Origin of the sequence: Enterobacter cloacae complex sp. 2024EL-00214 (assembly GCF_043945575.1) — a bacterium.
Lineage (GTDB): Bacteria > Pseudomonadota > Gammaproteobacteria > Enterobacterales > Enterobacteriaceae > Enterobacter > Enterobacter cloacae_P.
Map to the genome: position 1 here is coordinate 1 of NZ_JBIMRC010000027.1, position 22,838 is coordinate 22,838.

The window sequence follows — 22,838 nt, forward strand, 5'->3', positions numbered from 1 at the left end:
AGTACCAGCGTACGGCCCACAGAATGATGTCACGCTGAAAATGCCGGCCTTTGAATGGGTTCATGTGCAGCTCCATCAGCAAAAGGGGATGATAAGTTTATCACCACCGACTATTTGCAACAGTGCCTCGAAAGCTGGGACGAGTACGGGCAGCGTGAGCAGACCCGACGCGAGCACCTGGTCGAGCTGCAAACGGTGTTCGGCTTCCAGCCGTTCACGATTGGCCACTACCGGCAGGCTGTCCAGTTGCTGACCGAGCTGGCCATGCAAACCGACAAGGGCATCGTGCTGGCCAGAGCCTTGATCGAGCACCTGCGGCGGCAGTCGGTCATTGTGCCCGCCCTCAACGCCGTCGAGCGGGCGAGCGCCGAAGCGATTACCCGCGCCGTGTTCTTCAACCGCCTGGGGGAAATCCGCGACCGCAGCTTCGAGCAGCAGCGCTACCGGGCCAGCGGCCTCAACCTGGTGACGGCGGCCATCGTGCTATGGAACACGGTCTATCTGGAGCGGGCCGCGAACGCCTTGCGTGGCCACGGTCAAGCCGTCGATGACGGCCTGTTGCAGTACCTGTCGCCGCTCGGCTGGGAGCACATCAACCTGACCGGCGATTACCTCTGGCGCAGCAGCGCCAAGATCGGCGCGGGCAAGTTCAGGCCGCTACGGCCGCTGCAACCGGCTTAGCGTGCTTTATTTAATGAGATGGTCACTCCCTCCTTCCCGGTACTATGCTGAGGACAGGCTTTCATTCGGAGAACTATCATGGAAAACATTGCGCTCATTGGTATCGATCTGGGTAAAAACTCTTTCCATATTCATTGCCAGGATCGTCGCGGCAAGGCTGTTTACCGTAAAAAATTTACACGGCCAAAGTTAATCGAATTTTTGGCGACATGCCCCGCTACAACCATCGCAATGGAAGCCTGTGGTGGCTCTCACTTTATGGCACGCAAGTTGGAAGAGTTGGGGCATTTTCCTAAGCTGATATCACCACAATTTGTCCGTCCATTCGTTAAAAGTAACAAAAACGACTTTGTCGACGCCGAAGCTATTTGTGAAGCTGCATCGCGTCCGTCTATGCGTTTTGTACAGCCCAGAACTGAATCTCAGCAGGCAATGCGTGCGCTGCATCGTGTCCGTGAATCCCTGGTTCAGGATAAGGTAAAAACAACCAATCAGATGCATGCTTTTCTGCTGGAATTTGGCATCAGCGTTCCACGAGGAGCTGCCGTTATTAGCCGACTGAGTACCCTTCTTGAGGACAATAGTTTGCCTCTATACCTCAGCCAGTTATTGCTGAAATTACAACAGCATTATCACTATCTTGTTGAGCAGATTAAAGATTTGGAATCCCAGTTGAAACGAAAGTTGGACGAAGATGAGATTGGACAGCGCTTGCTGAGCATTCCCTGCGTCGGAACACTGACAGCGAGTACTATTTCAACTGAGATTGGCGACGGGAAGCAGTACGCCAGCAGTCGTGACTTTGCGGCGGCAACAGGGCTAGTGCCTCGACAGTACAGCACGGGAGGTCGGACGACATTGCTGGGAATTAGTAAGCGAGGTAACAAAAAGATCCGAACTTTGTTGGTTCAATGTGCCAGGGTATTCATACAAAAACTGGAACACCAGTCTGGCAAATTGGCCGATTGGGTCAGGGATCTACTGTGTAGGAAAAGCAACTTTGTCGTCACTTGTGCTCTGGCAAACAAGCTGGCCAGAATAGCCTGGGCCCTAACGGCACGACAGCAAACTTATGTAGCATAACGGCAGAAATACACCGGTTTAAAGAATCACTGATCTGGTTTTGCGAATACTGATATTGATGATACTAACGGCCCACCGGCCTGTTGAGGAACCTGTAAAACGGAAAGGCTCATTGAAGCCGTATATTTTCTGGAGGTTCATCAGGCGCGGAACTCATCGAGGCGCGGGAATAAAATCCCATTCAGACGCCGGATAGATTCAAGCAAGCCAATTTATCGTCAAAATCGGTGTTGCAAAAACGGGAGTGACCATAGATTCCGTTTTCTGAGACGACCCCTTTTTCGTGGCCTCTCGTTGAGCTGCCTGGTGATTAGAAGTGAGATAAATGAACAGGGATAAGCGAGATAATTGTGGGATTCTGTGGTTGTCCCGGGGATTTAGGTAATGGTGCCAACTTACTGATTTAGTGTACGATGGTGTTTTTGAGGTGCTCCCGTGGCTTCCATCTCCATCAGTTGTCCCTCCTGCTCAGCTACTGAAGGCGTGGTGCGTAACGGTAAAAGTACTGCCGGACATCAGCGCTATCTCTGCTCTCACTGCCGTAAAACATGGCAGCTACAGTTCACTTACACCGCCTCTCAGCCCGGTACACACCAGAAAATCATTGATATGGCCATGAATGGTGTTGGATGCCGGGCAACCGCCCGCATTATGGGCGTTGGCCTCAACACGATTTTACGTCACTTAAAAAACTCAGGCCGCAGTCGGTAACCTCGCGCATACAGCCGGGCAGTGATGTGATTGTCTGCGCTGAAATGGACGAACAGTGGGGCTACGTCGGTGCTAAATCACGTCAGCGCTGGCTGTTTTACGCGTATGACAGGATAGGGGTCTGACGCTCAGTGGAACGAAAACTCACGTTAAGGGATTTTGGTCATGAGATTATCAAAAAGGATCTTCACCTAGATCCTTTTAAATTAAAAATGAAGTTTTAAATCAATCTAAAGTATATATGAGTAAACTTGGTCTGACAGTTACCAATGCTTAATCAGTGAGGCACCTATCTCAGCGATCTGTCTATTTCGTTCATCCATAGTTGCCTGACTCCCCGTCGTGTAGATAACTACGATACGGGAGGGCTTACCATCTGGCCCCAGTGCTGCAATGATACCGCGAGACCCACGCTCACCGGCTCCAGATTTATCAGCAATAAACCAGCCAGCCGGAAGGGCCGAGCGCAGAAGTGGTCCTGCAACTTTATCCGCCTCCATCCAGTCTATTAATTGTTGCCGGGAAGCTAGAGTAAGTAGTTCGCCAGTTAATAGTTTGCGCAACGTTGTTGCCATTGCTGCAGGCATCGTGGTGTCACGCTCGTCGTTTGGTATGGCTTCATTCAGCTCCGGTTCCCAACGATCAAGGCGAGTTACATGATCCCCCATGTTGTGCAAAAAAGCGGTTAGCTCCTTCGGTCCTCCGATCGTTGTCAGAAGTAAGTTGGCAGCAGTGTTATCACTCATGGTTATGGCAGCACTGCATAATTCTCTTACTGTCATGCCATCCGTAAGATGCTTTTCTGTGACTGGTGAGTACTCAACCAAGTCATTCTGAGAATAGTGTATGCGGCGACCGAGTTGCTCTTGCCCGGCGTCAACACGGGATAATACCGCACCACATAGCAGAACTTTAAAAGTGCTCATCATTGGAAAACGTTCTTCGGGGCGAAAACTCTCAAGGATCTTACCGCTGTTGAGATCCAGTTCGATGTAACCCACTCGTGCACCCAACTGATCTTCAGCATCTTTTACTTTCACCAGCGTTTCTGGGTGAGCAAAAACAGGAAGGCAAAATGCCGCAAAAAAGGGAATAAGGGCGACACGAAAATGTTGAATACTCATACTCTTCCTTTTTCAATATTATTGAAGCATTTACCAGGGTTATTGTCTCATGAGCGGATACATATTTGAATGTATTTAGAAAAATAAACAAATAGGGGTTCCGCGCACATTTCCCCGAAAAGTGCCACCTGACGTCTAAGAAACCATTATTATCATGACATTAACCTATAAAAATAGGCGTATCACGAGGCCCTTTCGTCTTCAAGAATTTTATAAACCGTGGAGCGGGCAATACTGAGCTGATGAGCAATTTCCGTTGCACCAGTGCCCTTCTGATGAAGCGTCAGCACGACGTTCCTGTCCACGGTACGCCTGCGGCCAAATTTGATTCCTTTCAGCTTTGCTTCCTGTCGGCCCTCATTCGTGCGTTCTAGGATCCTCCGGCGTTCAGCCTGTGCCACAGCCGACAGGATGGTGACCACCATTTGCCCCATATCACCGTCGGTACTGATCCCGTCATCAATGAACCGGACTGCCACGCCCTGAGCGTCAAATTCCTTTATCAGTTGGATCATATCGGCAGTGTCGCGGCCAAGACGGTCGAGCTTCTTAACCAGAATGACATCACCTTCCTCCACCTTCATCCTCAGCAAATCCAGCCCTTCCCGGTCTGTTGAACTGCCGGATGCCTTATCGGTAAATATACGGTTTGCTTTCACACCTGCGTCTTTGAGTGCTCTGACCTGAAGATCAAGAGACTGCTGACTGGTTGAGACCCGAGCGTAACCAAAAAGTCGCATAAAAATGTACCTTAAATCGAATATCGGACAACTCATGTCTATTATTACAAATTTACGATTTAATAGACATATTAATGTAACAGTTTTACGATGTCCGATAATTTATAATATTTCGAACGGTTGCAGTTGTGTTAAAAAAGCCGTCAGGCAGGGAGGCCGATATGCCCGTTGATTTTTTGACCACTGAGCAGGTTGAGAGTTATGGCAGGTTCACTGGCGAACCCGATGAACTTCAGCTGGCGCGTTATTTTCATCTTGATGAAGCGGATAAAGAATTTATCGGGAAAAGCCGGGGTGATCACAATCGACTTGGTATTGCCCTGCAAATCGGGTGTGTGCGTTTTCTGGGCACTTTTCTTACTGACATGAATCATATTCCTTCCGGCGTCCGGCATTTTACCGCCAGACAGCTCGGGATTCGTGATATCACCGTTCTTGCAGAATACGGTCAGAGGGAAAATACCCGCCGTGAGCATGCAGCGCTGATACGTCAGCACTATCAGTATCGTGAATTTGCCTGGCCCTGGACATTTCGCCTTACCCGTCTTTTATATACCCGGAGCTGGATAAGCAACGAACGTCCTGGCCTGCTTTTCGACCTGGCGACAGGGTGGCTTATGCAACATCGTATTATTCTCCCCGGAGCCACCACGCTGACCCGGTTGATTTCAGAGGTAAGGGAAAAGGCGACGTTGCGCCTGTGGAACAAACTGGCACTGATACCGTCAGCCGAACAGCGTTCACAGCTGGAGATGCTGCTGGGGCCAACTGATTGCAGCCGCCTGTCTTTACTGGAATCACTGAAAAAAGGCCCTGTGACCATCAGTGGTCCGGCGTTTAATGAAGCAATTGAACGCTGGAAAACTCTGAACGATTTTGGCCTGCATGCTGAAAACCTGAGTACACTCCCGGCTGTGCGCCTGAAAAATCTCGCACGTTATGCTGGTATGACTTCGGTGTTCAATATTGCCAGGATGTCACCGCAGAAAAGGATGGCGGTTCTGGTTGCCTTTGTCCTTGCATGGGAAACGCTGGCGCTGGATGATGCACTGGACGTTCTGGACGCCATGCTGGCCGTTATCATCCGTGACGCCAGAAAGATTGGGCAGAAAAAACGGCTCCGCTCGCTGAAGGATCTGGATAAATCTGCATTGGCGCTCGCCAGCGCATGTTCGTACTTGCTGAAAGAAGAAACACCGGACGAATCGATTCGTGCTGAGGTGTTCAGCTACATCCCTAGGCAAAAGCTGGCTGAAATCATCACGCTTGTCCGTGAAATTGCCCGGCCCTCAGACGATAATTTTCATGACGAAATGGTGGAGCAGTACGGGCGCGTTCGTCGTTTCCTGCCCCATCTGCTGAATACCGTTAAATTTTCATCCGCACCTGCCGGGGTTACCACTCTGAATGCCTGTGACTACCTCAGCCGGGAGTTCAGCTCACGGCGGCAGTTTTTTGACGACGCACCAACGGAAATCATCAGTCAGTCATGGAAACGGCTGGTGATTAACAAGGAAAAACATATCACCCGAAGGGGATACACGCTCTGCTTTCTCAGTAAACTGCAGGATAGTCTGAGACGGAGGGATGTCTACGTTACCGGCAGTAACCGGTGGGGAGATCCTCGTGCAAGATTACTACAGGGTGCTGACTGGCAGGCAAATCGGATTAAGGTTTATCGTTCTTTGGGGCACCCGACAGACCCGCAGGAAGCAATAAAATCTCTGGGCCATCAGCTTGATAGTCGTTACAGACAGGTTGCTGCACGTCTTGGCGAAAATGAGGCTGTCGAACTCGATGTTTCTGGCCCGAAGCCCCGGTTGACAATTTCTCCCCTCGCCAGTCTTGATGAGCCGGACAGTCTGAAACGACTGAGCAAAATGATCAGTGATCTGCTCCCTCCGGTGGATTTAACGGAGTTGCTGCTCGAAATTAACGCCCATACCGGATTTGCTGATGAGTTTTTCCATGCCAGTGAAGCCAGTGCCAGAGTTGATGATCTGCCCGTCAGCATCAGCGCCGTGCTGATGGCTGAAGCCTGCAATATCGGTCTGGAACCACTGATCAGATCAAATGTTCCTGCACTGACCCGACACCGGCTGAACTGGACAAAAGCGAACTATCTGCGGGCTGAAACTATCACCAGCGCTAATGCCAGACTGGTTGATTTTCAGGCAACGCTGCCACTGGCACAGATATGGGGTGGAGGAGAAGTGGCATCTGCAGATGGAATGCGCTTTGTTACGCCAGTCAGAACAATCAATGCCGGACCGAACCGCAAATACTTTGGTAATAACAGAGGGATCACCTGGTACAACTTTGTGTCCGATCAGTATTCCGGCTTTCATGGCATCGTTATACCGGGGACGCTGAGGGACTCTATCTTTGTGCTGGAAGGCCTTCTGGAACAGGAGACCGGGCTGAATCCAACCGAAATTATGACCGATACGGCAGGTGCCAGCGATCTTGTCTTTGGCCTTTTCTGGCTGCTGGGATACCAGTTTTCTCCACGCCTGGCTGATGCCGGTGCTTCGGTTTTCTGGCGAATGGACCATGATGCCGACTATGGCGTGCTGAATGATATTGCCAGAGGGCAATCAGATCCCCGAAAAATAGTCCTTCAGTGGGACGAAATGATCCGGACCGCAGGCTCCCTGAAGCTGGGCAAAGTACAGGCCTCAGTGCTGGTCCGTTCATTGCTGAAAAGTGAACGTCCCTCCGGACTGACTCAGGCAATCATTGAAGTGGGGCGCATCAACAAAACGCTGTATCTGCTTAATTATATTGATGATGAAGATTACCGCCGGCGCATTCTGACCCAGCTTAATCGGGGAGAAAGCCGTCATGCAGTTGCCAGAGCCATCTGTCACGGTCAAAAAGGTGAGATAAGAAAACGATATACCGACGGTCAGGAAGATCAGTTGGGAGCTCTGGGGCTGGTCACTAACGCCGTCGTGTTATGGAACACTATTTATATGCAGGCAGCTCTGGATCATCTCCGGGCGCAGGGTGAAACACTGAATGATGAAGATATCGCACGCCTCTCCCCGCTTTGGGGGGGTAAGCGGGAACCCCAGAAAATTCCGCCATTCCGCATTGTGGAATTTTTTGGGGGGGTGGTCCGCGGCATGACGACCCGCCAAAGGCTACCGCATCTATCTGAGGCGCTGTGGCGCGACGCTGAAACCCCGGGGAATTCCGCTACTCCAGTTCCAGGTCCGCAATAGTTCGTCCAGGTCGGGTGGCGTACGCCGGAAACGCCGATTTTTCCGCAACCGTTTCTGCGTTGTCGGCAAGGTGGTCTCAGAGAGCGCTCAAGAAGCGGTTTTTCTCGTATGTTTAGCTACGGTGGCCTAGGAGCCTGCGCGGCAGAAGCCAAATCGGCGGAAGATCGAGGACGATACGGGGATGGCTGCCAGTTACCTTCCTTACCGACCCGACCAATCCTATCTGCTGCCCCCTTCTCTGGGAGAGTGGCTACCTGAAGGGCATCTTGCCTACTTCATCAGCGAGACTGTCGATACGCTGGACTTGAGCGCATTCCACGCCCGGTATGCCGGCGGTGGTCCGGGCAATCAGCCGTTTCATCCGGCGATGATGGTCAAAGTGCTGATCTATGGTTACGCGAGCGGCGTCTTCTCTTCGCGCAAACTAGCCAGGAAGCTGTACGAGGATGTCGCGTTGCGTGTGCTGGCCGCTGGAAACTTCCCGGCCCACCGCACGCTGAGTGACTTCCGTGCCCTACACCTGACCGAGCTTGAGAATTTGTTCGTTCAGGTGGTGCAACTGGCGCGCGAATGTGGGCTGGTGAAGCTTGGCACGATCGCGGTCGACGGCACCAAGGTAAAAGCCAACGCCAGCCGCCACAAGGCGATGAGCTATAAGCGCATGAAGCCGGCCGAGGACGAATTGCATTGCGAGATCAAGGCGCTGCTTGATCGCGCCAAGGCTACCGACGACCAGGAGCGTAACGAGCCGGAGCTGGACATTCCTGCCGAGATTTCTCGCCGCGAGAAGCGCCTGGAGGCGATCCAGGCGGCAAAGGCGCGCCTGGAAGCGCGCCAGCGTGAAGCGGACCAGGCCCGGGGGCGCAGCGAAGACGATGGCCGCCGGCCTCGCCATCCGGATGGCTCGGACAAGGGCGGTGGCTCGTACAAACGCGAGTTTGGTGTGCCGGATGACCGTGATCAGGAAAGCTTCACCGATCCGGACAGCCGGATCATGAAACACGCCGGTGGTGGCTCCGAGCAGAGCTACAACGGGTACACAGCGGTCGATGCCGAGCACCAGATCATCGTGGCGGCGGAGTTGACCAACTGCGCCGCGGACAGTCAGGCGCTGCTGGGCATGCTGGCAGCAGTTCAGGCCAACACCGGAGAAATGCCGGCCCAGACGCTGGCGGATGCGGGATTCCGTAGTGAGGCTGTTCTGGCAAAGGTCGCCGATCACCACGGCGATGTCATCGTTGCCCTCGGCCGCGAGGGACGTGAAGATGCCAAGGTCAATGCCAAGACCCATCCGCATACGGCGGCGATTGCGGCGAAATTGAAAACGGAGCAAGGCGATGCAGCTTACCGCCGGCGCAAGTCGATCGTGGAGGCTCCGAATGGTTGGATCAAGGCGGTGATGGGATTGCGTCAGTTCAGCATGAGGGGCCTGGACAAGGTGCAAGCCGAGTGGAAGCTCGTCTGCATGGCGCTAAATCTGAGGCGAATGGCGTATCTGTGAGGGCGAAGGTTAAATGGGGCGGCTCAAATGCACCCCAGTCGTCATAACACGCCGCGCGCCGCAAGATTGGTATCCTTGGCGCCGACGCCTTGCCAATTGCAGAGAGCGCCGCCGCCATCGTCAGTGCTCTACAGAAAACCGGTCACACGGCTCTGCCGCGCAGACTCCTAGCCTAAATGTGACAGTGGTTGGTAATCCATGCCGCCCGCAAGGGCGGCGGTGGTGGGCCAATAGATGATTTTCAGAGCCTTACTGCCCGTTGACGCCCAATCCCTCGAGCGCGAGTCTAGCCGCAGCGGCGATGACGGCCTCGCTGTGCTTGTCATCCTTGTTAGGCGCCCGGGTGTAGACGGCCAACACAATAGGTGCGCGCCCAGTGGGCCAGACGACGGCATAGTCATTTGCCGTGCCATACCCTCCGCAGGTTCCGGTTTTGTCTCCGACTGCCCAGTCTGCCGGCACCGCCGCGCGGATGCGGTGGTTGCCGGTCGTGTTTCCCTTTAGCCAATCAACAAACTGCTGCCGCTGCGGCGCAGCCAGTGCAGAGCCCAGTGTCAGTTTTTGTAAGCTTTCCGTCACGGCGCGCGGCGATGAGGTATCGCGCGCATCGCCTGGGATGGCGGAGTTCAGCTCCAGCTCCCAGCGGTCCAGACGGAACGTGGTATCGCCGATAGAGCGCATGAAGGCCGTCAGCCCGGCCGGGCCGCCCAACTCCTTCAGCAACAAATTGGCGGCGGCGTTATCACTGTATTGCACGGCGGCCGCGGACAGCTCCGCCACCGTCATGCCTGTTGTCAGATATTTTTCCGAGATGGGTGACCACCGAACCAGCGCATTTTTGCCGTAACGGATGGGTGTGTCCAGCAAGCCGGCCTGCTGCTGGCTGCGAGCCAGCACAGCGGCAGCAAGAAAGCCCTTGAATGAGCTGCACAGTGGGAAGCGCTCCTCAGCGCGGTAACTTACAGTTGCGCCTGAGCCGGTATCCATCGCGTACACACCGATGGAGCCGCCAAAGTCCTGTTCGAGTTTAGCGAATGGTTCCGCGACGAGGTTGGTCAGCGCGGTGGCAGAAAAGCCAGCCAGCGGCCATGAGAGACAAGACAGCAGAACTAGACGGCGATACAGTGACATCAACGATATTCCTTGTTTGAAGGTGGAGCTAGGTGTAGCGGCCGGATGTAATCAGGCCGCTACAGCTGGGATTATCACCGAGCGGCAAGCCGCTCCCTCTCCAGAGGCTGTAACGGCTGTAACTGCCCCGGATGGGCACACATCGGGTTGGTAAGTCCCTGGCACCACAACGTCCAGCGCTATTGAAAAACGAATCAGGTCGGCGTTCATGGGTCGGCCACCTCGCCTGACCTCGGCATCCACGTTACGGACGGCCTCAGGAAGTCCTGGCCAAGCCCCGACTATTGGGGCGCGAAGATAGCACCGAGGGTACGCCGGTGTCAACACCAACTGAAAACTGACCCACTTTACCCCTGAATCACCAAAGTAATACTGACCCACCTGGATCATTCGGGTTTGGAATTTTTCCTGACCACTCCCGCCTTCCTCTTGTCCTTCAAGCGGTAGCTTTCGCCGCTCAGGGTCAGGATATGGGCATGGTGCAGCAGCCGATCCAGCATCGCGGCTGTCAGGGTGGTATCGCCGGCAAACGCGTCGGCCCACTGGCTGAACGGCAGGTTCGAGGTCAGGATCATCGCCCCTTTCTCATAGCGCTTCGCCACCACCTGAAAGAACAGGTTCGCTTCCTCGCGTCCGAAAGGCAGGTAGCCGATCTCATCGATCACCAGCAGCCGTGGACCGAGGATGGCGCGGTTGAAGTATTCCTTCAGCCGCCCTTGTCGCTGCGCCGTGCTCAGTTGCAGCATCAGGTCGGCTGCCGTGATGAAGCGTGTCTTGACCCCGGCTTGCGCGGCCTTGTAACCCAAGGCGATGGCGAGGTGGGTCTTGCCGATGCCAGAGGGTCCGATCAGCACCACGTTCTCGGCCCGTTCGACAAACGCCAGACTGCCCAGCTCCTGCACCAGTGCCTTGGGCACGCCGGGGTTGAAGCTGAAGTCATAGTCCTCCAGGGTCTTGATGCCCGGGAAGCAAGCCATCCGCGTCAGCAGTTCGCGGCTGCGCTGCTGGCGACACCCCGCTTCATGCCGCAACAGGTGTTCCAGGAAGTCGGTGAAGCTGAAGTCCTCGCGCACCGCCTGCTGCGCCAGGACGGGGTAATGCGTTGCCACCCGTTCGAGTTTGAGTTGCTGGCACAGGGCGTCGATCCGCTCATGCTGGAGGTTCATCGGCAGGCCTCCCCAATTGCGTCATAGACAGACAGTGGGTGCTGGAGAGATTCCAGTGGTACCGGGCGGAGACTGTTATCCAGCAGGGGGGCCTCGTCGCGCCGCACACGGGATGGCAAGGGTTGCAGGTGTTCCCGCTCCTGCCGCCAACGGTCGATGGGGCGCTCGTTCAGGGTGGCGTGGACCCGCACATTCGCCTCGTCTGCCAACCAGTCACGGACGCGTCGGTTGGCAGCAGCACAATCGAGCAGCAGCCCCGTGCCCTTCATCCGGGTCAGCAACGGGTTGTAGAAGCTCTCGCGGAAGTAGCGATTGAAGCGCTCGACCTTGCCTTTGGTCTGGGCCCGATACGGGCGACACAGCCGGATCCGGAACCCCAGGTCATCGGCCAGTTGAAGCAAGCCGGGGTGAAAACGGTGCTTGCCGTCACCGTAGGCATCGCGTTCCAGCACCACGGTCTTCATGTTGTCGAACAACACCTCGCGGGGCACACCGCCCAGATAGTCAAAAGCCAGCAACAGGGAGTCCCGCACGGACTCGAAGGATTCGTCCGGTACGAAGGTGACAAACGTCATGCGGCTGTATCCCAGCGTGGCGACGAAGGCCGACATGGGGGATCTGGCCCGGCGCAAGACCACGAAATCAGCCTGCAACTGCCGTCCGGGCTCGGTCTCGAAACGGACGGCCGGACCTGCTTCGCGGCGGGCGGGCTTGAGCGTGGCGAGGAAGGCGCGCAATAACGAGAGACCGCCGCCATACCCTTGAGCGCGGATTTCCCGATTCAGGACGGTGGCAGGCAGCCAGATGGGGTGGGCCTGCTCGACCCGTTGCCGCAGATAAGATTCAAATGGCCCCAGTTTGGTGGGGCGTGGTTCACGGGGCTGGTATCGCGCTACCGACGGATCGCGGAGGTAGCGGCGCACGGTATTGCGCGAGACCCCCAACGTGCGGGCGATGTGCCGGATGGAGTGGCCCTGTCGGGCAAGAACTCTGATTTCCACGGTTTGCTCCTGGGTCAACATCGACGGCCTCGAAAAGGCCGCCAAACTAGCCCAGGTGGATCAGTTTTACTTCGCTGGGGTGGGTCAGTTTTACACTGCTGCTAACACGGAACCGCTGAAAATTCCGTCACTCCAGTTCCAGGCCTGCGACGATCGCATCGAGATCGATCGTCTTGCCGCTGCTTTGAAAGGTGTAGTGCCCGTTGAGCAGGATGTGCCGCCATGCCGCAGGCGAAATTTTTGTGATGAGTGCCAGCGCCTTGCTGTTGCCGGCCGCCTCGTACTTGGTCACCAGCCGCGACAAGATTGCCGAGTTGTAGAAAATGATCGTGTTGGCGATCAGCCGTGCGCACTGGTTGCTGATCTCGATTTCAATGTCGGTGCGACCGGTCAGTTCCTTCTTACCGCCGACCTGGGCAATGGCCGAGCGTAGCTGATGGTAGGACTCGAGGCGATTTTGCGAGCGGTGCACGTTGCGTTCCAGTTGCGGATCGCGCAGGTAGCGAAGCGTGTAGATGCTGCGGATGAGCTTGTCGAACTCGAAGATCGCGCGCCGCGTCGGGTTCGTCGTGGTGTAGGTGCACAGCTTGCGGATCAGCGTGCCCTGCGTCATTTCCTTCAGCCCGAGTGTGGCGACGATCCGGTCGATGTTCGGCTTCTCGCGATGGATGAGATCGCAGTCGATTTTCCCGACTGGCCGAATCAGGCACGCCTGATACTGTGCTGGATCGTCAGCGCAGTAGAGTTCTTTCAATTGCGCGTTGAGGTCGGTGAAGCGCGGCTCGAACCGCCGGCCAAACCAATGCAGGATGGCGAAGTTGGCCTTGTTGACGCTGTGCATGTCGCCGGTGATCGCGGTCGGCATGATGTCCGACGTGTTGCGATACCAGATGTCGAACACGTGGTGGGCCTCGTAGTCGTGCGCGCCGATCAGGTAGCCGTTGAGCGGGATGTGGTTGCACAGCAGCGTGTAGGCGACCACGCCCTTGCCGCGCCCGAAGTACTTGCGCGAATAGCGCGCCTTCACGGTCGGCCGTTCGACGCTGAATTTCTGCCCGTCGACGGCACCGTACAGCGTTTCGAGGTCGAACGAGTAGTATGGGAAGATCGGTAGCGTGGCGATGGCGTTGCTGATGCAGTCGTTGGCCGCGTGCAGCGTTGCCTGGCGCAGGTACTGCTGGTAGCCGCTATCCAGCACGTGGTACGGGATGTCGCTGGTGCGCGCCATGACGTGGTTGCCGTGGTTCATCGCTTGCGCGATGATGACCGCCATCAGGCTGTCAGCGTCGGCGACCTTCTTCGCGTAGCGCGGCTGCATGGGCGTGAACGCCGACAGAAACTTGCACTCGTCGTTGACGAAGCGAAACACGTCGGCCACGTCGCAGAACGGAAGCTTCTCGTAGAATGCCTTTTCGCGCGCTTTCTCATTCTCGCTCTTGGGCTTGCGCCAGGTCAGTTTCTGCGTGTCCTTGTTGTATTCGAGGTGCGTCAGCTTGCCCTGTTTCAGCTCGCGGTTGAACGCCAGCCACTGCGTGCGCAGTTCGGCAGTCAGCGCATCGAGTTGGGCATGGACGGGTTGCTGCAGGAAGGGGATCTCCATTTTTGCGAGCACATCGATCTTCCTGTCCATCTCAACCAGTTCATCTGAGAAGTGCCGGTGTTGCAGGCTGTCGTCGAGGTAGAGTTCACCCGATTGGAGACGCTTCCTGATCTGGCGGTACAGCCAGAACTCGTAGCGGTCAGCGTGCAGGCCGGTTGGTTTACCGTCGGCGTCGAAGGTCAGCAGGTACGGCCGCAAGCGTTTCGGAAGTGTCGCCGCGGGCCACTCGTCGAGTGGCCGTTGCGACAGCCGCTGCTGCTTGGCAAAAACACCTTTGGCCCAGGCCAGCGCGGCAAGCCATGGACTGTCTGGATTGGAGCCGGAGAGGTCGAGCGCAACGTACAGTGGACGAAGATGGCGGCGCATGCGGTCGGCCAGCCCGTCCACCGCCTGCCACTGCAAGGCCAGCTTGCTCGCCGGCTTCACGCTCATACGCTGCGCCGTGGTTTGCAGCGTATCGCGAGGCATGATCTTGTAGGCGCGCTGCCGCACCTCGCCGAAGGGCGTGGGATCGGCCACGCTATCATCAACGTAGAGTGACAGCAGGCGGCCTACCCGCGGCGTTTCCTGCTGACGGCGCACCTGCTCGTCGGCAAAGGATTGTTTGGCACCAGCGCTGCTTTCGTCCTCCAACTGCTTCATGTGGTACGCCATCGCATCGACCAGGTTGTCGGAGAGCTGCCGGTAGCGTACCCAGGCATAGCACAGCAGGTAGAGTTGGGTCTGATCGGCCTTCAGATTGCGCAGGTCGTGGACGGTGTAGAAGTTTGCCAGGCTCGCGTAGTACAGCAGGTTCTGCTGCGAGACGTCGAGTTTAGGCAGCAGTGTCTTGGCGATTGCGTGCAGCGGCTCCAGCGTGGCGCGCTTTTCGCGCTCGCGGACCATCTGGCGCCAGCCGAAATTCTTGGCGTCCTGCTTGAGCGCCGCCAGTTGCGACAGGGTGTCATCACGGACCAGAAGCTGGCTCAGCGCGGCCTTGGCAGATTCGTCCAACGCTTGCTCCAGCAGATTGCCCAGGCGCCGGCGCTCGGCGGATAGCGTTTCGCTGACCAACTCTTGCAAGGTCGTATAGCCGGGCCGGATAATCTTGTGCTCATTGAGCCAGACGATCAGCTCGGCGGCGACGAACCCCGGCGTTACGTCACGCCGCACGGTCCGTGCGGCCTGCTGCTCGAGCTGCGGCAGGAAGGCGGCCGACCACGGCCAGTAGCCGAATAGTTTGGCGATCTGCTCGCGCTGGGTGTAGCGTTCATGCTTGGTGATCGCCTTGGGTTCGAACACCTCGCCGTGGAAATAGCGGCTCAGCACGAAAGCGCAATCGTCCTCGACTTCGTCCCAGTCGAAACTGAAGAAGGCATGCTTGGCCTTGAAGTAGCCGATCTGCAAGAGGCAATAGACCTTGGCATGAAGACTGGGCCGGCTGTTGGCAAGCGCCAACTCGGTTTCTGTCACAGCCAGATATTCCAGCTGCTGCGCATCATCGAACTCCGGCAGGCCATACAAGGCCTCCTGTTCGGCGTCGGATAGGACGCTGAGTAGCTTGTTCTTCTTGCTCATGGCCCGTTCTTGCTATCTTGAGGTTTCGTAGAAACATGGGGCATTTTCGATTCTACTGAAATAATCGTTATTATCGCGTTACTCGCTTTTCGAATCGCAACCTGTCCATATGAAAACGGGCCAGACTACGGCTTCGAGTTCTACCCCAGTCGGCTTTCCCGATGCGGATTCGCTGGCTGCCTTGCGCGGCTGGTACGCGGGACTCAGCTCTCGCGCGGCCGTTGAACACTACCTGGCGGCACGCAAGGCCGCCGGTCAATCAGCGCGAGGGATGCTGGGGCATATCCGCCGCCAGCTCATCGTTTTCGCCAACAGCCGCCACCGGCCGGATCTGGCCGACGTGTTCCAGCACGCCCCCGAAGAGCGACAGGGGCGCGCGGGTGCCGTCGAACGCGCGATCCGGCTCTTGCCCACGCTGCCGGCGCCGAAGCCCCAGATCAGCGACAGCATCGACCAGTGGCTGTCTCCGAGGACCGTCAGGGCACTGCAGGCGTACGGTATCCACACCCTCTCGGCGCTGACCGTGCGCATTCCCCGCCGGCGTGGCTGGTGGAAAGCCATCGAGGGACTCGGCATGACAGGCGCCCGGCAGGTCGAGGCTTTCTTTGCCGCACATCCGCAGCTCACCGAGCGCGCCCGGGCCCTGATCCCGATTATTCAGCCCAGCGGCATCGTGCCGTGGGAGCAGTTGCGTCTGCCGAACGAAGTCGACGGCTCGCAGGGCAATTTCCGGGCCCCGCGCAACGCTTGCACGCTGAATGCGACCAACGACTACGAGGCCGTGCAGGCCTGGCTGGCGCTGCACGAGACTGTCGCCACACAGCGCGCCTATCGCAAGGAGGCTGCGCGGCTAATCCTGTGGGCCATCGTCGAACGCGGACGGGCGCTATCATCCCTGACCACGGACGATGCAATCGCGTACCGGGCCTTTGTCCGGCACCCGACCCCGCGCGAGCGTTGGGTGGGGCCACCTCGACCACGCGATTCGGTGGAATGGCGCCCCTTCTCGGGCGGCTTGTCCGCACGCTCGGCAGCGTATGCGCTGACGGTGCTCTCGGCGCTGTTCCGGTGGCTCATCGAGCAGCGCTATGTGCTGGCCAACCCTTTCGCCGGCGTCAAGGTACGCGGTCACGCCTTGCGGCCCGCACTGGATACGGCGCGAGGCTTTACCGAGGGAGAATGGCTACTGCTGCGCGCCATTGCAGACGGCCTGGAATGGTCCTACGGCTGGTCCGAGCCGGCAGCACAACGCCTGCGCTTCATGCTCGACTTCGGCTATGCCACGGGCCTGCGCGCTAGCGAACTGGTCGGCGCCGTCCTGGGTAATGTCCGCCTCGACGAGCACGGTGACCACTGGCTGCATTTGGTTGGCAAAGGTGGCAAACCAGGTAAGGTGGCCTTGCCGCCGCTCGCGTATACGGCGCTGGACCAATACTTGGCACAGCGTCAACTGCCAGTCAGCCGGGAACGGTGGAATCCGAAAACGCCCCTGGTGGGCAGTCTTGGGGAAGACGGTAATGCCGGCATCACCGGCCCTCACCTTTGGTGCGTGTTGCGAAGATTCTTTACGCAAGCCGCTGAGGCCATTGAGGCCGATCATCCGGTCGCCGCCGAAAAGCTGCGCCGTGCCACGCCTCATTGGATGCGTCACAGTCATGCCAGCCATGCGTTGGCCCGGGGAGCTCAGCTCACCGCGGTGCGCGACAACCTACGCCATGCGTCGATCGCCACGACGTCGATGTATTTGCATGGCGATGAGCTCGAGCGCGCCAGGCAGATGCGGCAGGCTTTTGGCGCTCGTCACGTCAAGCGAGGAGTCGACTGAATTTTCATCATACGGAATGACGGAATTTTCTGGGATTCCCGCTTAGAACCCCGCTTTGCCACGGACATATCAATATGCTCGGCCATTATTCCTTCACGCTGGCAGAACTGGTGACCAAAGGTCATCTGAGACCATTAAAAGAGGCGTCAGAGGCAGAAAACGTTGCTTAACGTGAGTTTTCGTTCCACTGAGCGTCAGACCCCTGAAAGCCTATAGCCACGTCTCCGACCAATATGCGCCGTTCGCAACCCAGGTGATTCCTGCAACGGCAAGCGAAGCGCCTTACATCCTCGATGGCCTGCTGATGAACGATGCTGGACGCCATATCCGCGAGCAGTTCACCGACACGGGCGGCTTCACCGATCACGTCTTTGCCGCATGTGCCATTCTCGGCTACCGGTTCGCTCCGCGCATCCGCGACCTGCCATCCAAACGGCTCTACGCGTTCAATCCGTCGGCCGCCCCGGCGCACCTGCGAGCGTTGATCGGCGGAAAGGTCAACCAAGCCATGATCGAGCGCAATTGGCCCGACATCCTGCGCATCGCCGCCACCATTGCTGCCGGGACCGTCGCGCCAAGCCAGATTCTGCGGAAACTCGCCTCCTATCCGCGGCAGAACGAGCTCGCGACAGCCCTGCGGGAAGTCGGTCGCGTCGAGCGCACCCTGTTCATGATCGACTGGATTCTGGATGCCGAACTCCAACGGCGTGCCCAGATCGGGCTCAACAAAGGCGAAGCTCATCATGCGCTGAAGCGGGCAATCAGCTTCCACCGCCGCGGTGAAATCCGCGACCGTTCCGCCGAAGGCCAGCATTACCGCATCGCCGGCATGAATCTGCTCGCCGCCATCATCATCTTCTGGAACACCATGAAGCTCGGCGAGGTCGTTGCAAACCAGAAACGCGATGGAAAGCTGCTATCGCCCGATCTCTTGGCCCATGTTTCGCCGCTCGGATGGGAACACATCAATCTCACCGGAGAATATCGCTGGCCAAAGCCTTAGCGTAGGATTCCGCCCCCTCCCGCAAACGACCCCTTGATCGTGGCATAGGCCGTGGGGATCGATTTGAAACCGCGCACCGGCTTGATCAGTATCTTGAGCTTTCCGTGATCGGCCTCGATCACGTTATTGAGATACTTCACCTGCCGGTGGGCCGTCTCCCGGTCCAGCTTTCCTTCGCGCTTCAATTCGGTGATCGCTGCACCATAGCTCGGCGCTTTGTCGGTATTGAGCGTGGCAGGCTTTTCCCAGTGCTTCAGGCCTCGCAGGGCCTTGCCCAGGAACCGCTTCGCTGCCTTGGCGCTGCGGGTCGGCGACAGGTAGAAATCGATCGTGTCGCCCCGCTTGTCGACTGCCCGGTACAGGTAGGTCCACTTGCCCCGCACCTTGACGTAGGTTTCATCCAGGCGCCAGCTCGGATCAAAGCCACGCCGCCAGAACCAGCGCAGCCGCTTCTCCATCTCCGGGGCGTAGCACTGGACCCAGCGATAGATCGTCGTATGGTCGACCGAAATGCCGCGTTCCGCCAGCATTTCCTCAAGGTCGCGATAGCTGATCGGATAGCGACAATACCAGCGCACCGCCCACAGGATCACATCACCCTGGAAATGGCGCCACTTGAAATCCGTCATCGTTCCGTCCGTCCAATCTCCGCCAAGCATGCTCAAGCTTCACGATTTTTGCAACAGAGCCCACACGAGTATTGAGCATAGTCGAGATTGGTGCAGATCACTTCTGATATTGAACTGTCAGGAGCTGGCTGCACAACAGCCATTACGCCCAATCAACTGGTGCAGTCGTCTTCTGAAAATGACATTTGGTATCTCTCATAAACGGATGTTTTTGAGAGAACTATCTTCGGCCTTCACACGCACGAAAGGCGGCGAAGCTCCGCCGTTAATCCGTCCGCCGGAGATCTCGCCCAGGCAGGCTGAAGGCCGAGCAAGCCTGACAGGCCCGAAAAGCCCGGCACGGGCGTCGGCGGCGATGACGGCGGCGGCATTATCCAGGGTTGATGATGGAAGTGGAGGATATCGACAACCTCTCGCGCAACCAAGACATCGCGGTCGGACTGCAAGTGATCTTGAAGCCACGGGCCCGTCCCACCCCGACATGGACCTCGATGCCCGAACGGACGTTAGATTTCGAGTTCTAGGCGTTCTGCGATGAAGGTTGGATCCCAGCCGGGATTGAAAGTGTCGACGTGGGTGAATCCGAGCCGCTCGTATAGGCCACGCAGGTTCGGGTGGCAGTCGAGCCGCAGCTTGGCGCACCCCTGCGTTCGCGCGGCATGGCGGCAAGCCTCGATCAGCGCGGAGCTGACACCCCGGCCCGCATGTGTCCGTCGCACCGCGAGCTTGTGCAGATATGCGGCCTCCCCCTTGAGGGCGTCGGGCCAGAACTCGGGATCCTCGGCCGACAAGGTGCAACAGCCGACGATGCCGTCGCTGCAACTCGCGACTAGGAGCTCGGATCTCAGGACGAAGGTCTCCGCGAATGTCCGGTCGATCCGCGCGACGTCCCAGGCGGGCGTTCCCTTGGCGGACATCCACGCCGCAGCGTCGTGCATCAGCCGCACAACCTCGTCGATATCACCCGAGCAGGCGACCCGAACGTTCGGAGGCTCCTCGCTGTCCATTCGCTCCCCTGGCGCGGTATGAACCGCCGCCTCATAGTGCAGTTTGATCCTGACGAGCCCAGCATGTCTGCGCCCACCTTCGCGGAACCTGACCAGGGTCCGCTAGCGGGCGGCCGGAAGGTGAATGCTAGGCATGATCTAACCCTCGGTCTCTGGCGTCGCGACTGCGAAATTTCGCGAGGGTTTCCGAGAAGGTGATTGCGCTTCGCAGATCTCCAGGCGCGTGGGTGCGGACGTAGTCAGCGCCATTGCCGATCGCGTGAAGTTCCGCCGCAAGGCTCGCTGGACCCAGATCCTTTACAGGAAGGCCAACGGTGGCGCCCAAGAAGGATTTCCGCGACACCGAGACCAATAGCGGAAGCCCCAACGCCGACTTCAGCTTTTGAAGGTTCGACAGCACGTGCAGCGATGTTTCCGGTGCGGGGCTCAAGAAAAATCCCATCCCCGGATCGAGGATGAGCCGGTCGGCAGCGACCCCGCTCCGTCGCAAGGCGGAAACCCGCGCCTCGAAGAACCGCACAATCTCGTCGAGCGCGTCTTCGGGTCGAAGGTGACCGGTGCGGGTGGCGATGCCATCCCGCTGCGCTGAGTGCATAACCACCAGCCTGCAGTCCGCCTCAGCAATATCGGGATAGAGCGCAGGGTCAGGAAATCCTTGGATATCGTTCAGGTAGCCCACGCCGCGCTTGAGCGCATAGCGCTGGGTTTCCGGTTGGAAGCTGTCGATTGAAACACGGTGCATCTGATCGGACAGGGCGTCTAAGAGCGGCGCAATACGTCTGATCTCATCGGCCGGCGATACAGGCCTCGCGTCCGGATGGCTGGCGGCCGGTCCGACATCCACGACGTCTGATCCGACTCGCAGCATTTCGATCGCCGCGGTGACAGCGCCGGCGGGGTCTAGCCGCCGGCTCTCATCGAAGAAGGAGTCCTCGGTGAGATTCAGAATGCCGAACACCGTCACCATGGCGTCGGCCTCCGCAGCGACTTCCACGATGGGGATCGGGCGAGCAAAAAGGCAGCAATTATGAGCCCCATACCTACAAAGCCCCACGCATCAAGCTTTTGCCCATGAAGCAACCAGGCAATGGCTGTAATTATGACGACGCCGAGTCCCGACCAGACTGCATAAGCAACACCGACAGGGATGGATTTCAGAACCAGACGCAGCCGCAGGCGCCGGAAACTAAACCGATGTCTGTAGGGTTACCGCTGGATCTGCGTGAATTCCAGCAGCAGCAAGAGAAAGACTTTCTACAAACCAGCTTACAGCAGGCAAAATTTAACCAGAAAAAAGCCGCTGAATTACTGGGTCTGACTTACCATCAGCTTCGCGCTTTGCTGAAAAAACACCAGATTTAACGCACATTTGCAGATGTTATATTGGCGGATTTGACGCATAACCTCATCAGGGTTTACCATGACGCCATTACTGTATAAAAAAACAGGCACAAAATATGGCTCTGGCACTCGTTGGCGAAAAAATTAACAGAAACCGCTTCACCGGTGAGAAAATTGAAAATAGTACATTTTTTAACTGTGATTTTTCAGGTGCCGACCTGAGCGGCACTGAATTTATCGGCTGTCAGTTCTATGATCGTGAAAGCCAGAAAGGGTGCAATTTTAGTCGTGCGATGCTGAAAGATGCCATTTTTAAAAGCTGTGATTTATCCATGGCGGATTTTCGCAATGCCAGTGCGCTTGGCATTGAAATTCGCCACTGTCGTGCGCAAGGCGCAGATTTTCGCGGCGCAAGTTTTATGAATATGATCACTACTCGCACCTGGTTTTGCAGTGCATATATCACTAACACAAATCTAAGCTACGCCAATTTTTCGAAAGTCGTGTTGGAAAAGTGTGAGCTGTGGGAAAACCGTTGGATGGGGGCCCAGGTACTGGGCGCGACGTTCAGTGGTTCAGATCTCTCCGGCGGCGAGTTTTCGACTTTCGACTGGCGAGCAGCAAACTTCACACATTGCGATCTGACCAATTCGGAGTTGGGTGACTTAGATATTCGGCGCGTTGATTTACAAGGCGTTAAGTTGGACAACTACCAGGCATCGTTGCTCATGGAACGTCTTGGCATCGCGATTATTGGCTAGTCTTCAGGGAGCGGTGAATATTCCGCCCCCTGCACAGCTTTTTACCCTTCAGGCATCGCTGAAGAGTGGTGTGTGGAAATTTTCCACTCTTTACCGTCCCATGCATAAGTGAATGTGTAGCGGGCTGAAACCGTTGATTTGTCCGCGAAGGTAAATGTGTAGGTACCGGTGTCTATCGCCTTATTAAGGGTCAGTTTGGATATAGAGAATTATTGTACGGTAAGCCTGTTTTTTGAACAGACTTACCTATAGCAATAGGGTGTACTCCCGCGCTATACGGCATTTTCAGAGGTTTGACCTTAATCGGATAACCTAAATGCGATACTGCAAGAGCGACAACTTAAAAGCGATAGCCACTGACGCAAAATCAACCCCTTACGAACCAAGATTGGTTAAATAATGCGCTTAACGTACAAAAATTTCCGATCTCCAAACTGACCCCTAAAAGGTTAGGTGGGGGGGGTTATGCGCATCAGATGAATGTTGTAACTAAACGATGTTTTTATTAAAGGCCGGAGGTGGTTAGCCCCCAGCCTTAGTTACGTTTCCGTATTCATCAATCGATGAACTGGCGGATCAGTTCCAGAATAGCAATCAGCGCGTTTGCCAGCGCCGCTACCGCTCTAAGAACGATGATTAACAGATTAATCATCCGGTTCTCCAGATAAGCTGGAGGAAATCACCGTTGCTTACTCATACACTGCCTGTCACAACGGTTCTCTCGCATTGTTAGATGTAGAGTGACTTCCT

15 protein-coding genes and 6 pseudogenes are annotated in these 22,838 nt (G+C 56.7%); 9 read left to right on the forward strand and 12 right to left on the reverse strand.

Going from position 1 to position 22,838, the window contains the following annotated elements; genetic code table 11:
* Positions 1 to 54 precede the first annotated feature (54 nt).
* The 3 genes and pseudogenes from ACHHZ6_RS22265 to ACHHZ6_RS22275 form a co-directional block, all read left to right on the forward strand.
* Entirely contained in the window at positions 55 to 681 is a 627-nt protein-coding gene (locus ACHHZ6_RS22265; RefSeq protein ID WP_395123058.1) for a Tn3 family transposase, read from the forward strand.
* A 78-nt stretch (positions 682 to 759) separates the two neighbouring features.
* Complete coding sequence (locus ACHHZ6_RS22270) at positions 760 to 1,764, forward strand: IS110-like element IS4321 family transposase (protein ID WP_000427620.1); 1,005 nt, start codon at positions 760 to 762, stop codon at positions 1,762 to 1,764.
* A gap of 435 nt (positions 1,765 to 2,199) precedes the next feature.
* Positions 2,200 to 2,591 (forward strand): annotated as a pseudogene (locus tag ACHHZ6_RS22275) (IS1 family transposase); the annotation flags it as partial.
* 147 nt (positions 2,592 to 2,738) lie between these two features.
* On the opposite strand, the gene ACHHZ6_RS22280 reads toward ACHHZ6_RS22275, so the two are convergent.
* Together ACHHZ6_RS22280 and ACHHZ6_RS22285 are read right to left on the reverse strand one after the other, a co-directional pair.
* Positions 2,739 to 3,599, reverse strand: coding sequence for a broad-spectrum class A beta-lactamase TEM-1 (locus tag ACHHZ6_RS22280; protein ID WP_000027057.1), 861 nt, complete (start codon positions 3,597 to 3,599; stop codon positions 2,739 to 2,741).
* Positions 3,600 to 3,781: 182 nt separating this feature from the next.
* Positions 3,782 to 4,339 (reverse strand): recombinase family protein, encoded by a 558-nt coding sequence (locus ACHHZ6_RS22285; protein ID WP_001235713.1) that lies wholly within the window; start codon positions 4,337 to 4,339, stop codon positions 3,782 to 3,784.
* A 161-nt stretch (positions 4,340 to 4,500) separates the two neighbouring features.
* Here ACHHZ6_RS22285 and ACHHZ6_RS22290 point away from each other — a divergent pair, with 161 nt between their 5' ends.
* Both ACHHZ6_RS22290 and ACHHZ6_RS22295 read left to right on the forward strand, forming a co-directional pair.
* Entirely contained in the window at positions 4,501 to 7,566 is a 3,066-nt protein-coding gene (locus ACHHZ6_RS22290; RefSeq protein ID WP_022650076.1) for a Tn3-like element Tn3 family transposase, read from the forward strand.
* A 181-nt stretch (positions 7,567 to 7,747) separates the two neighbouring features.
* Positions 7,748 to 9,067, forward strand: a complete 1,320-nt coding sequence (locus ACHHZ6_RS22295) for an IS1182-like element ISKpn6 family transposase (RefSeq protein ID WP_004152397.1) — start codon at positions 7,748 to 7,750, stop codon at positions 9,065 to 9,067.
* Positions 9,068 to 9,316: 249 nt separating this feature from the next.
* Here the strand turns inward: ACHHZ6_RS22295 and ACHHZ6_RS22300 are convergent, their stop codons facing one another.
* From ACHHZ6_RS22300 to tnpA, 4 genes are all read right to left on the reverse strand, one after another.
* Positions 9,317 to 10,198, reverse strand: coding sequence for a carbapenem-hydrolyzing class A beta-lactamase KPC-4 (locus tag ACHHZ6_RS22300; RefSeq protein WP_015062847.1), 882 nt, complete (start codon positions 10,196 to 10,198; stop codon positions 9,317 to 9,319).
* Positions 10,199 to 10,584: 386 nt separating this feature from the next.
* The gene (istB, locus tag ACHHZ6_RS22305) at positions 10,585 to 11,364 is read right to left on the reverse strand and encodes an IS21-like element ISKpn7 family helper ATPase IstB (protein ID WP_004152394.1); all 780 of its coding nucleotides are present in this window, start codon (positions 11,362 to 11,364) and stop codon (positions 10,585 to 10,587) included.
* Complete coding sequence (istA, locus tag ACHHZ6_RS22310; protein ID WP_004199214.1) at positions 11,361 to 12,386, reverse strand: IS21 family transposase; 1,026 nt, start codon at positions 12,384 to 12,386, stop codon at positions 11,361 to 11,363. Before istA ends, istB begins: the two co-directional genes overlap by 4 nt.
* Before the next feature lie 106 nt (positions 12,387 to 12,492).
* Positions 12,493 to 15,522, reverse strand: coding sequence for a Tn3-like element Tn4401 family transposase (gene tnpA, locus ACHHZ6_RS22315; protein WP_004152392.1), 3,030 nt, complete (start codon positions 15,520 to 15,522; stop codon positions 12,493 to 12,495).
* A 109-nt stretch (positions 15,523 to 15,631) separates the two neighbouring features.
* On the opposite strand from tnpA, the gene tnpR reads away from it, so the two are divergent.
* The gene (gene tnpR / locus ACHHZ6_RS22320) at positions 15,632 to 17,347 is read left to right on the forward strand and encodes a Tn3-like element Tn4401 family resolvase TnpR (protein WP_004152391.1); all 1,716 of its coding nucleotides are present in this window, start codon (positions 15,632 to 15,634) and stop codon (positions 17,345 to 17,347) included.
* Between the two features lie 202 nt (positions 17,348 to 17,549).
* Positions 17,550 to 18,350: pseudogene (locus tag ACHHZ6_RS22325) on the forward strand (Tn3 family transposase); the annotation flags it as partial.
* A 29-nt stretch (positions 18,351 to 18,379) separates the two neighbouring features.
* On the opposite strand, the pseudogene ACHHZ6_RS22330 reads toward ACHHZ6_RS22325, so the two are convergent.
* From ACHHZ6_RS22330 to ACHHZ6_RS22345, 4 genes and pseudogenes are all read right to left on the reverse strand, one after another.
* A pseudogene (locus ACHHZ6_RS22330) lies at positions 18,380 to 18,979 on the reverse strand (IS6-like element IS6100 family transposase); the annotation flags it as partial.
* Positions 18,980 to 19,485: 506 nt separating this feature from the next.
* A complete protein-coding gene (locus ACHHZ6_RS22335) occupies positions 19,486 to 19,986 on the reverse strand; it encodes a GNAT family N-acetyltransferase (RefSeq protein WP_000376623.1) in 501 nt (166 codons plus the stop codon).
* A 127-nt stretch (positions 19,987 to 20,113) separates the two neighbouring features.
* Positions 20,114 to 20,953 (reverse strand): sulfonamide-resistant dihydropteroate synthase Sul1, encoded by an 840-nt coding sequence (sul1, locus tag ACHHZ6_RS22340; protein WP_000259031.1) that lies wholly within the window; start codon positions 20,951 to 20,953, stop codon positions 20,114 to 20,116.
* Positions 20,947 to 21,156 (reverse strand): annotated as a pseudogene (locus ACHHZ6_RS22345) (DMT family transporter); the annotation flags it as partial. The gene sul1 and the pseudogene ACHHZ6_RS22345, both read right to left, overlap by 7 nt.
* Here ACHHZ6_RS22345 and ACHHZ6_RS22350 point away from each other — a divergent pair.
* Both ACHHZ6_RS22350 and ACHHZ6_RS22355 read left to right on the forward strand, forming a co-directional pair.
* Positions 21,142 to 21,348: pseudogene (locus tag ACHHZ6_RS22350) on the forward strand (helix-turn-helix domain-containing protein); the annotation flags it as partial. The pseudogenes ACHHZ6_RS22345 and ACHHZ6_RS22350 sit on opposite strands and share 15 nt — an antisense overlap.
* A 95-nt stretch (positions 21,349 to 21,443) precedes the next feature.
* Positions 21,444 to 22,088, forward strand: a complete 645-nt coding sequence (locus tag ACHHZ6_RS22355) for a quinolone resistance pentapeptide repeat protein QnrB2 (RefSeq protein WP_012695489.1) — start codon at positions 21,444 to 21,446, stop codon at positions 22,086 to 22,088.
* Between the two features lie 41 nt (positions 22,089 to 22,129).
* On the opposite strand, the pseudogene ACHHZ6_RS22360 reads toward ACHHZ6_RS22355, so the two are convergent.
* Together ACHHZ6_RS22360 and dqlB are read right to left on the reverse strand one after the other, a co-directional pair.
* Positions 22,130 to 22,285, reverse strand: a pseudogene (locus ACHHZ6_RS22360) (DUF4440 domain-containing protein); the annotation flags it as partial.
* A gap of 359 nt (positions 22,286 to 22,644) precedes the next feature.
* A complete protein-coding gene (dqlB, locus tag ACHHZ6_RS22365; RefSeq protein ID WP_000609145.1) occupies positions 22,645 to 22,740 on the reverse strand; it encodes a DinQ-like type I toxin DqlB in 96 nt (31 codons plus the stop codon).
* Between the last annotated feature and the right edge of the window lie 98 nt (positions 22,741 to 22,838).

Bases quoted from the DNA above. Each gene is read 5' to 3' on its own strand.
- ACHHZ6_RS22265 (WP_395123058.1), top strand. From the start codon at position 55: ATGGGTTCATGTGCAGCTCCATCAGCAAAAGGGGATGATAAGTTTATC.
- ACHHZ6_RS22270 (WP_000427620.1), top strand. From the start codon at position 760: ATGGAAAACATTGCGCTCATTGGTATCGATCTGGGTAAAAACTCTTTC.
- ACHHZ6_RS22280 (WP_000027057.1), bottom strand. From the start codon at position 3,599: ATGAGTATTCAACATTTTCGTGTCGCCCTTATTCCCTTTTTTGCGGCA.
- ACHHZ6_RS22285 (WP_001235713.1), bottom strand. From the start codon at position 4,339: ATGCGACTTTTTGGTTACGCTCGGGTCTCAACCAGTCAGCAGTCTCTT.
- ACHHZ6_RS22290 (WP_022650076.1), top strand. From the start codon at position 4,501: ATGCCCGTTGATTTTTTGACCACTGAGCAGGTTGAGAGTTATGGCAGG.
- ACHHZ6_RS22295 (WP_004152397.1), top strand. From the start codon at position 7,748: ATGGCTGCCAGTTACCTTCCTTACCGACCCGACCAATCCTATCTGCTG.
- ACHHZ6_RS22300 (WP_015062847.1), bottom strand. From the start codon at position 10,198: ATGTCACTGTATCGCCGTCTAGTTCTGCTGTCTTGTCTCTCATGGCCG.
- istB (WP_004152394.1), bottom strand. From the start codon at position 11,364: ATGAACCTCCAGCATGAGCGGATCGACGCCCTGTGCCAGCAACTCAAA.
- istA (WP_004199214.1), bottom strand. From the start codon at position 12,386: ATGTTGACCCAGGAGCAAACCGTGGAAATCAGAGTTCTTGCCCGACAG.
- tnpA (WP_004152392.1), bottom strand. From the start codon at position 15,522: ATGAGCAAGAAGAACAAGCTACTCAGCGTCCTATCCGACGCCGAACAG.
- tnpR (WP_004152391.1), top strand. From the start codon at position 15,632: ATGAAAACGGGCCAGACTACGGCTTCGAGTTCTACCCCAGTCGGCTTT.
- ACHHZ6_RS22335 (WP_000376623.1), bottom strand. From the start codon at position 19,986: ATGGACAGCGAGGAGCCTCCGAACGTTCGGGTCGCCTGCTCGGGTGAT.
- sul1 (WP_000259031.1), bottom strand. From the start codon at position 20,953: ATGGTGACGGTGTTCGGCATTCTGAATCTCACCGAGGACTCCTTCTTC.
- ACHHZ6_RS22355 (WP_012695489.1), top strand. From the start codon at position 21,444: ATGGCTCTGGCACTCGTTGGCGAAAAAATTAACAGAAACCGCTTCACC.
- dqlB (WP_000609145.1), bottom strand. From the start codon at position 22,740: ATGATTAATCTGTTAATCATCGTTCTTAGAGCGGTAGCGGCGCTGGCA.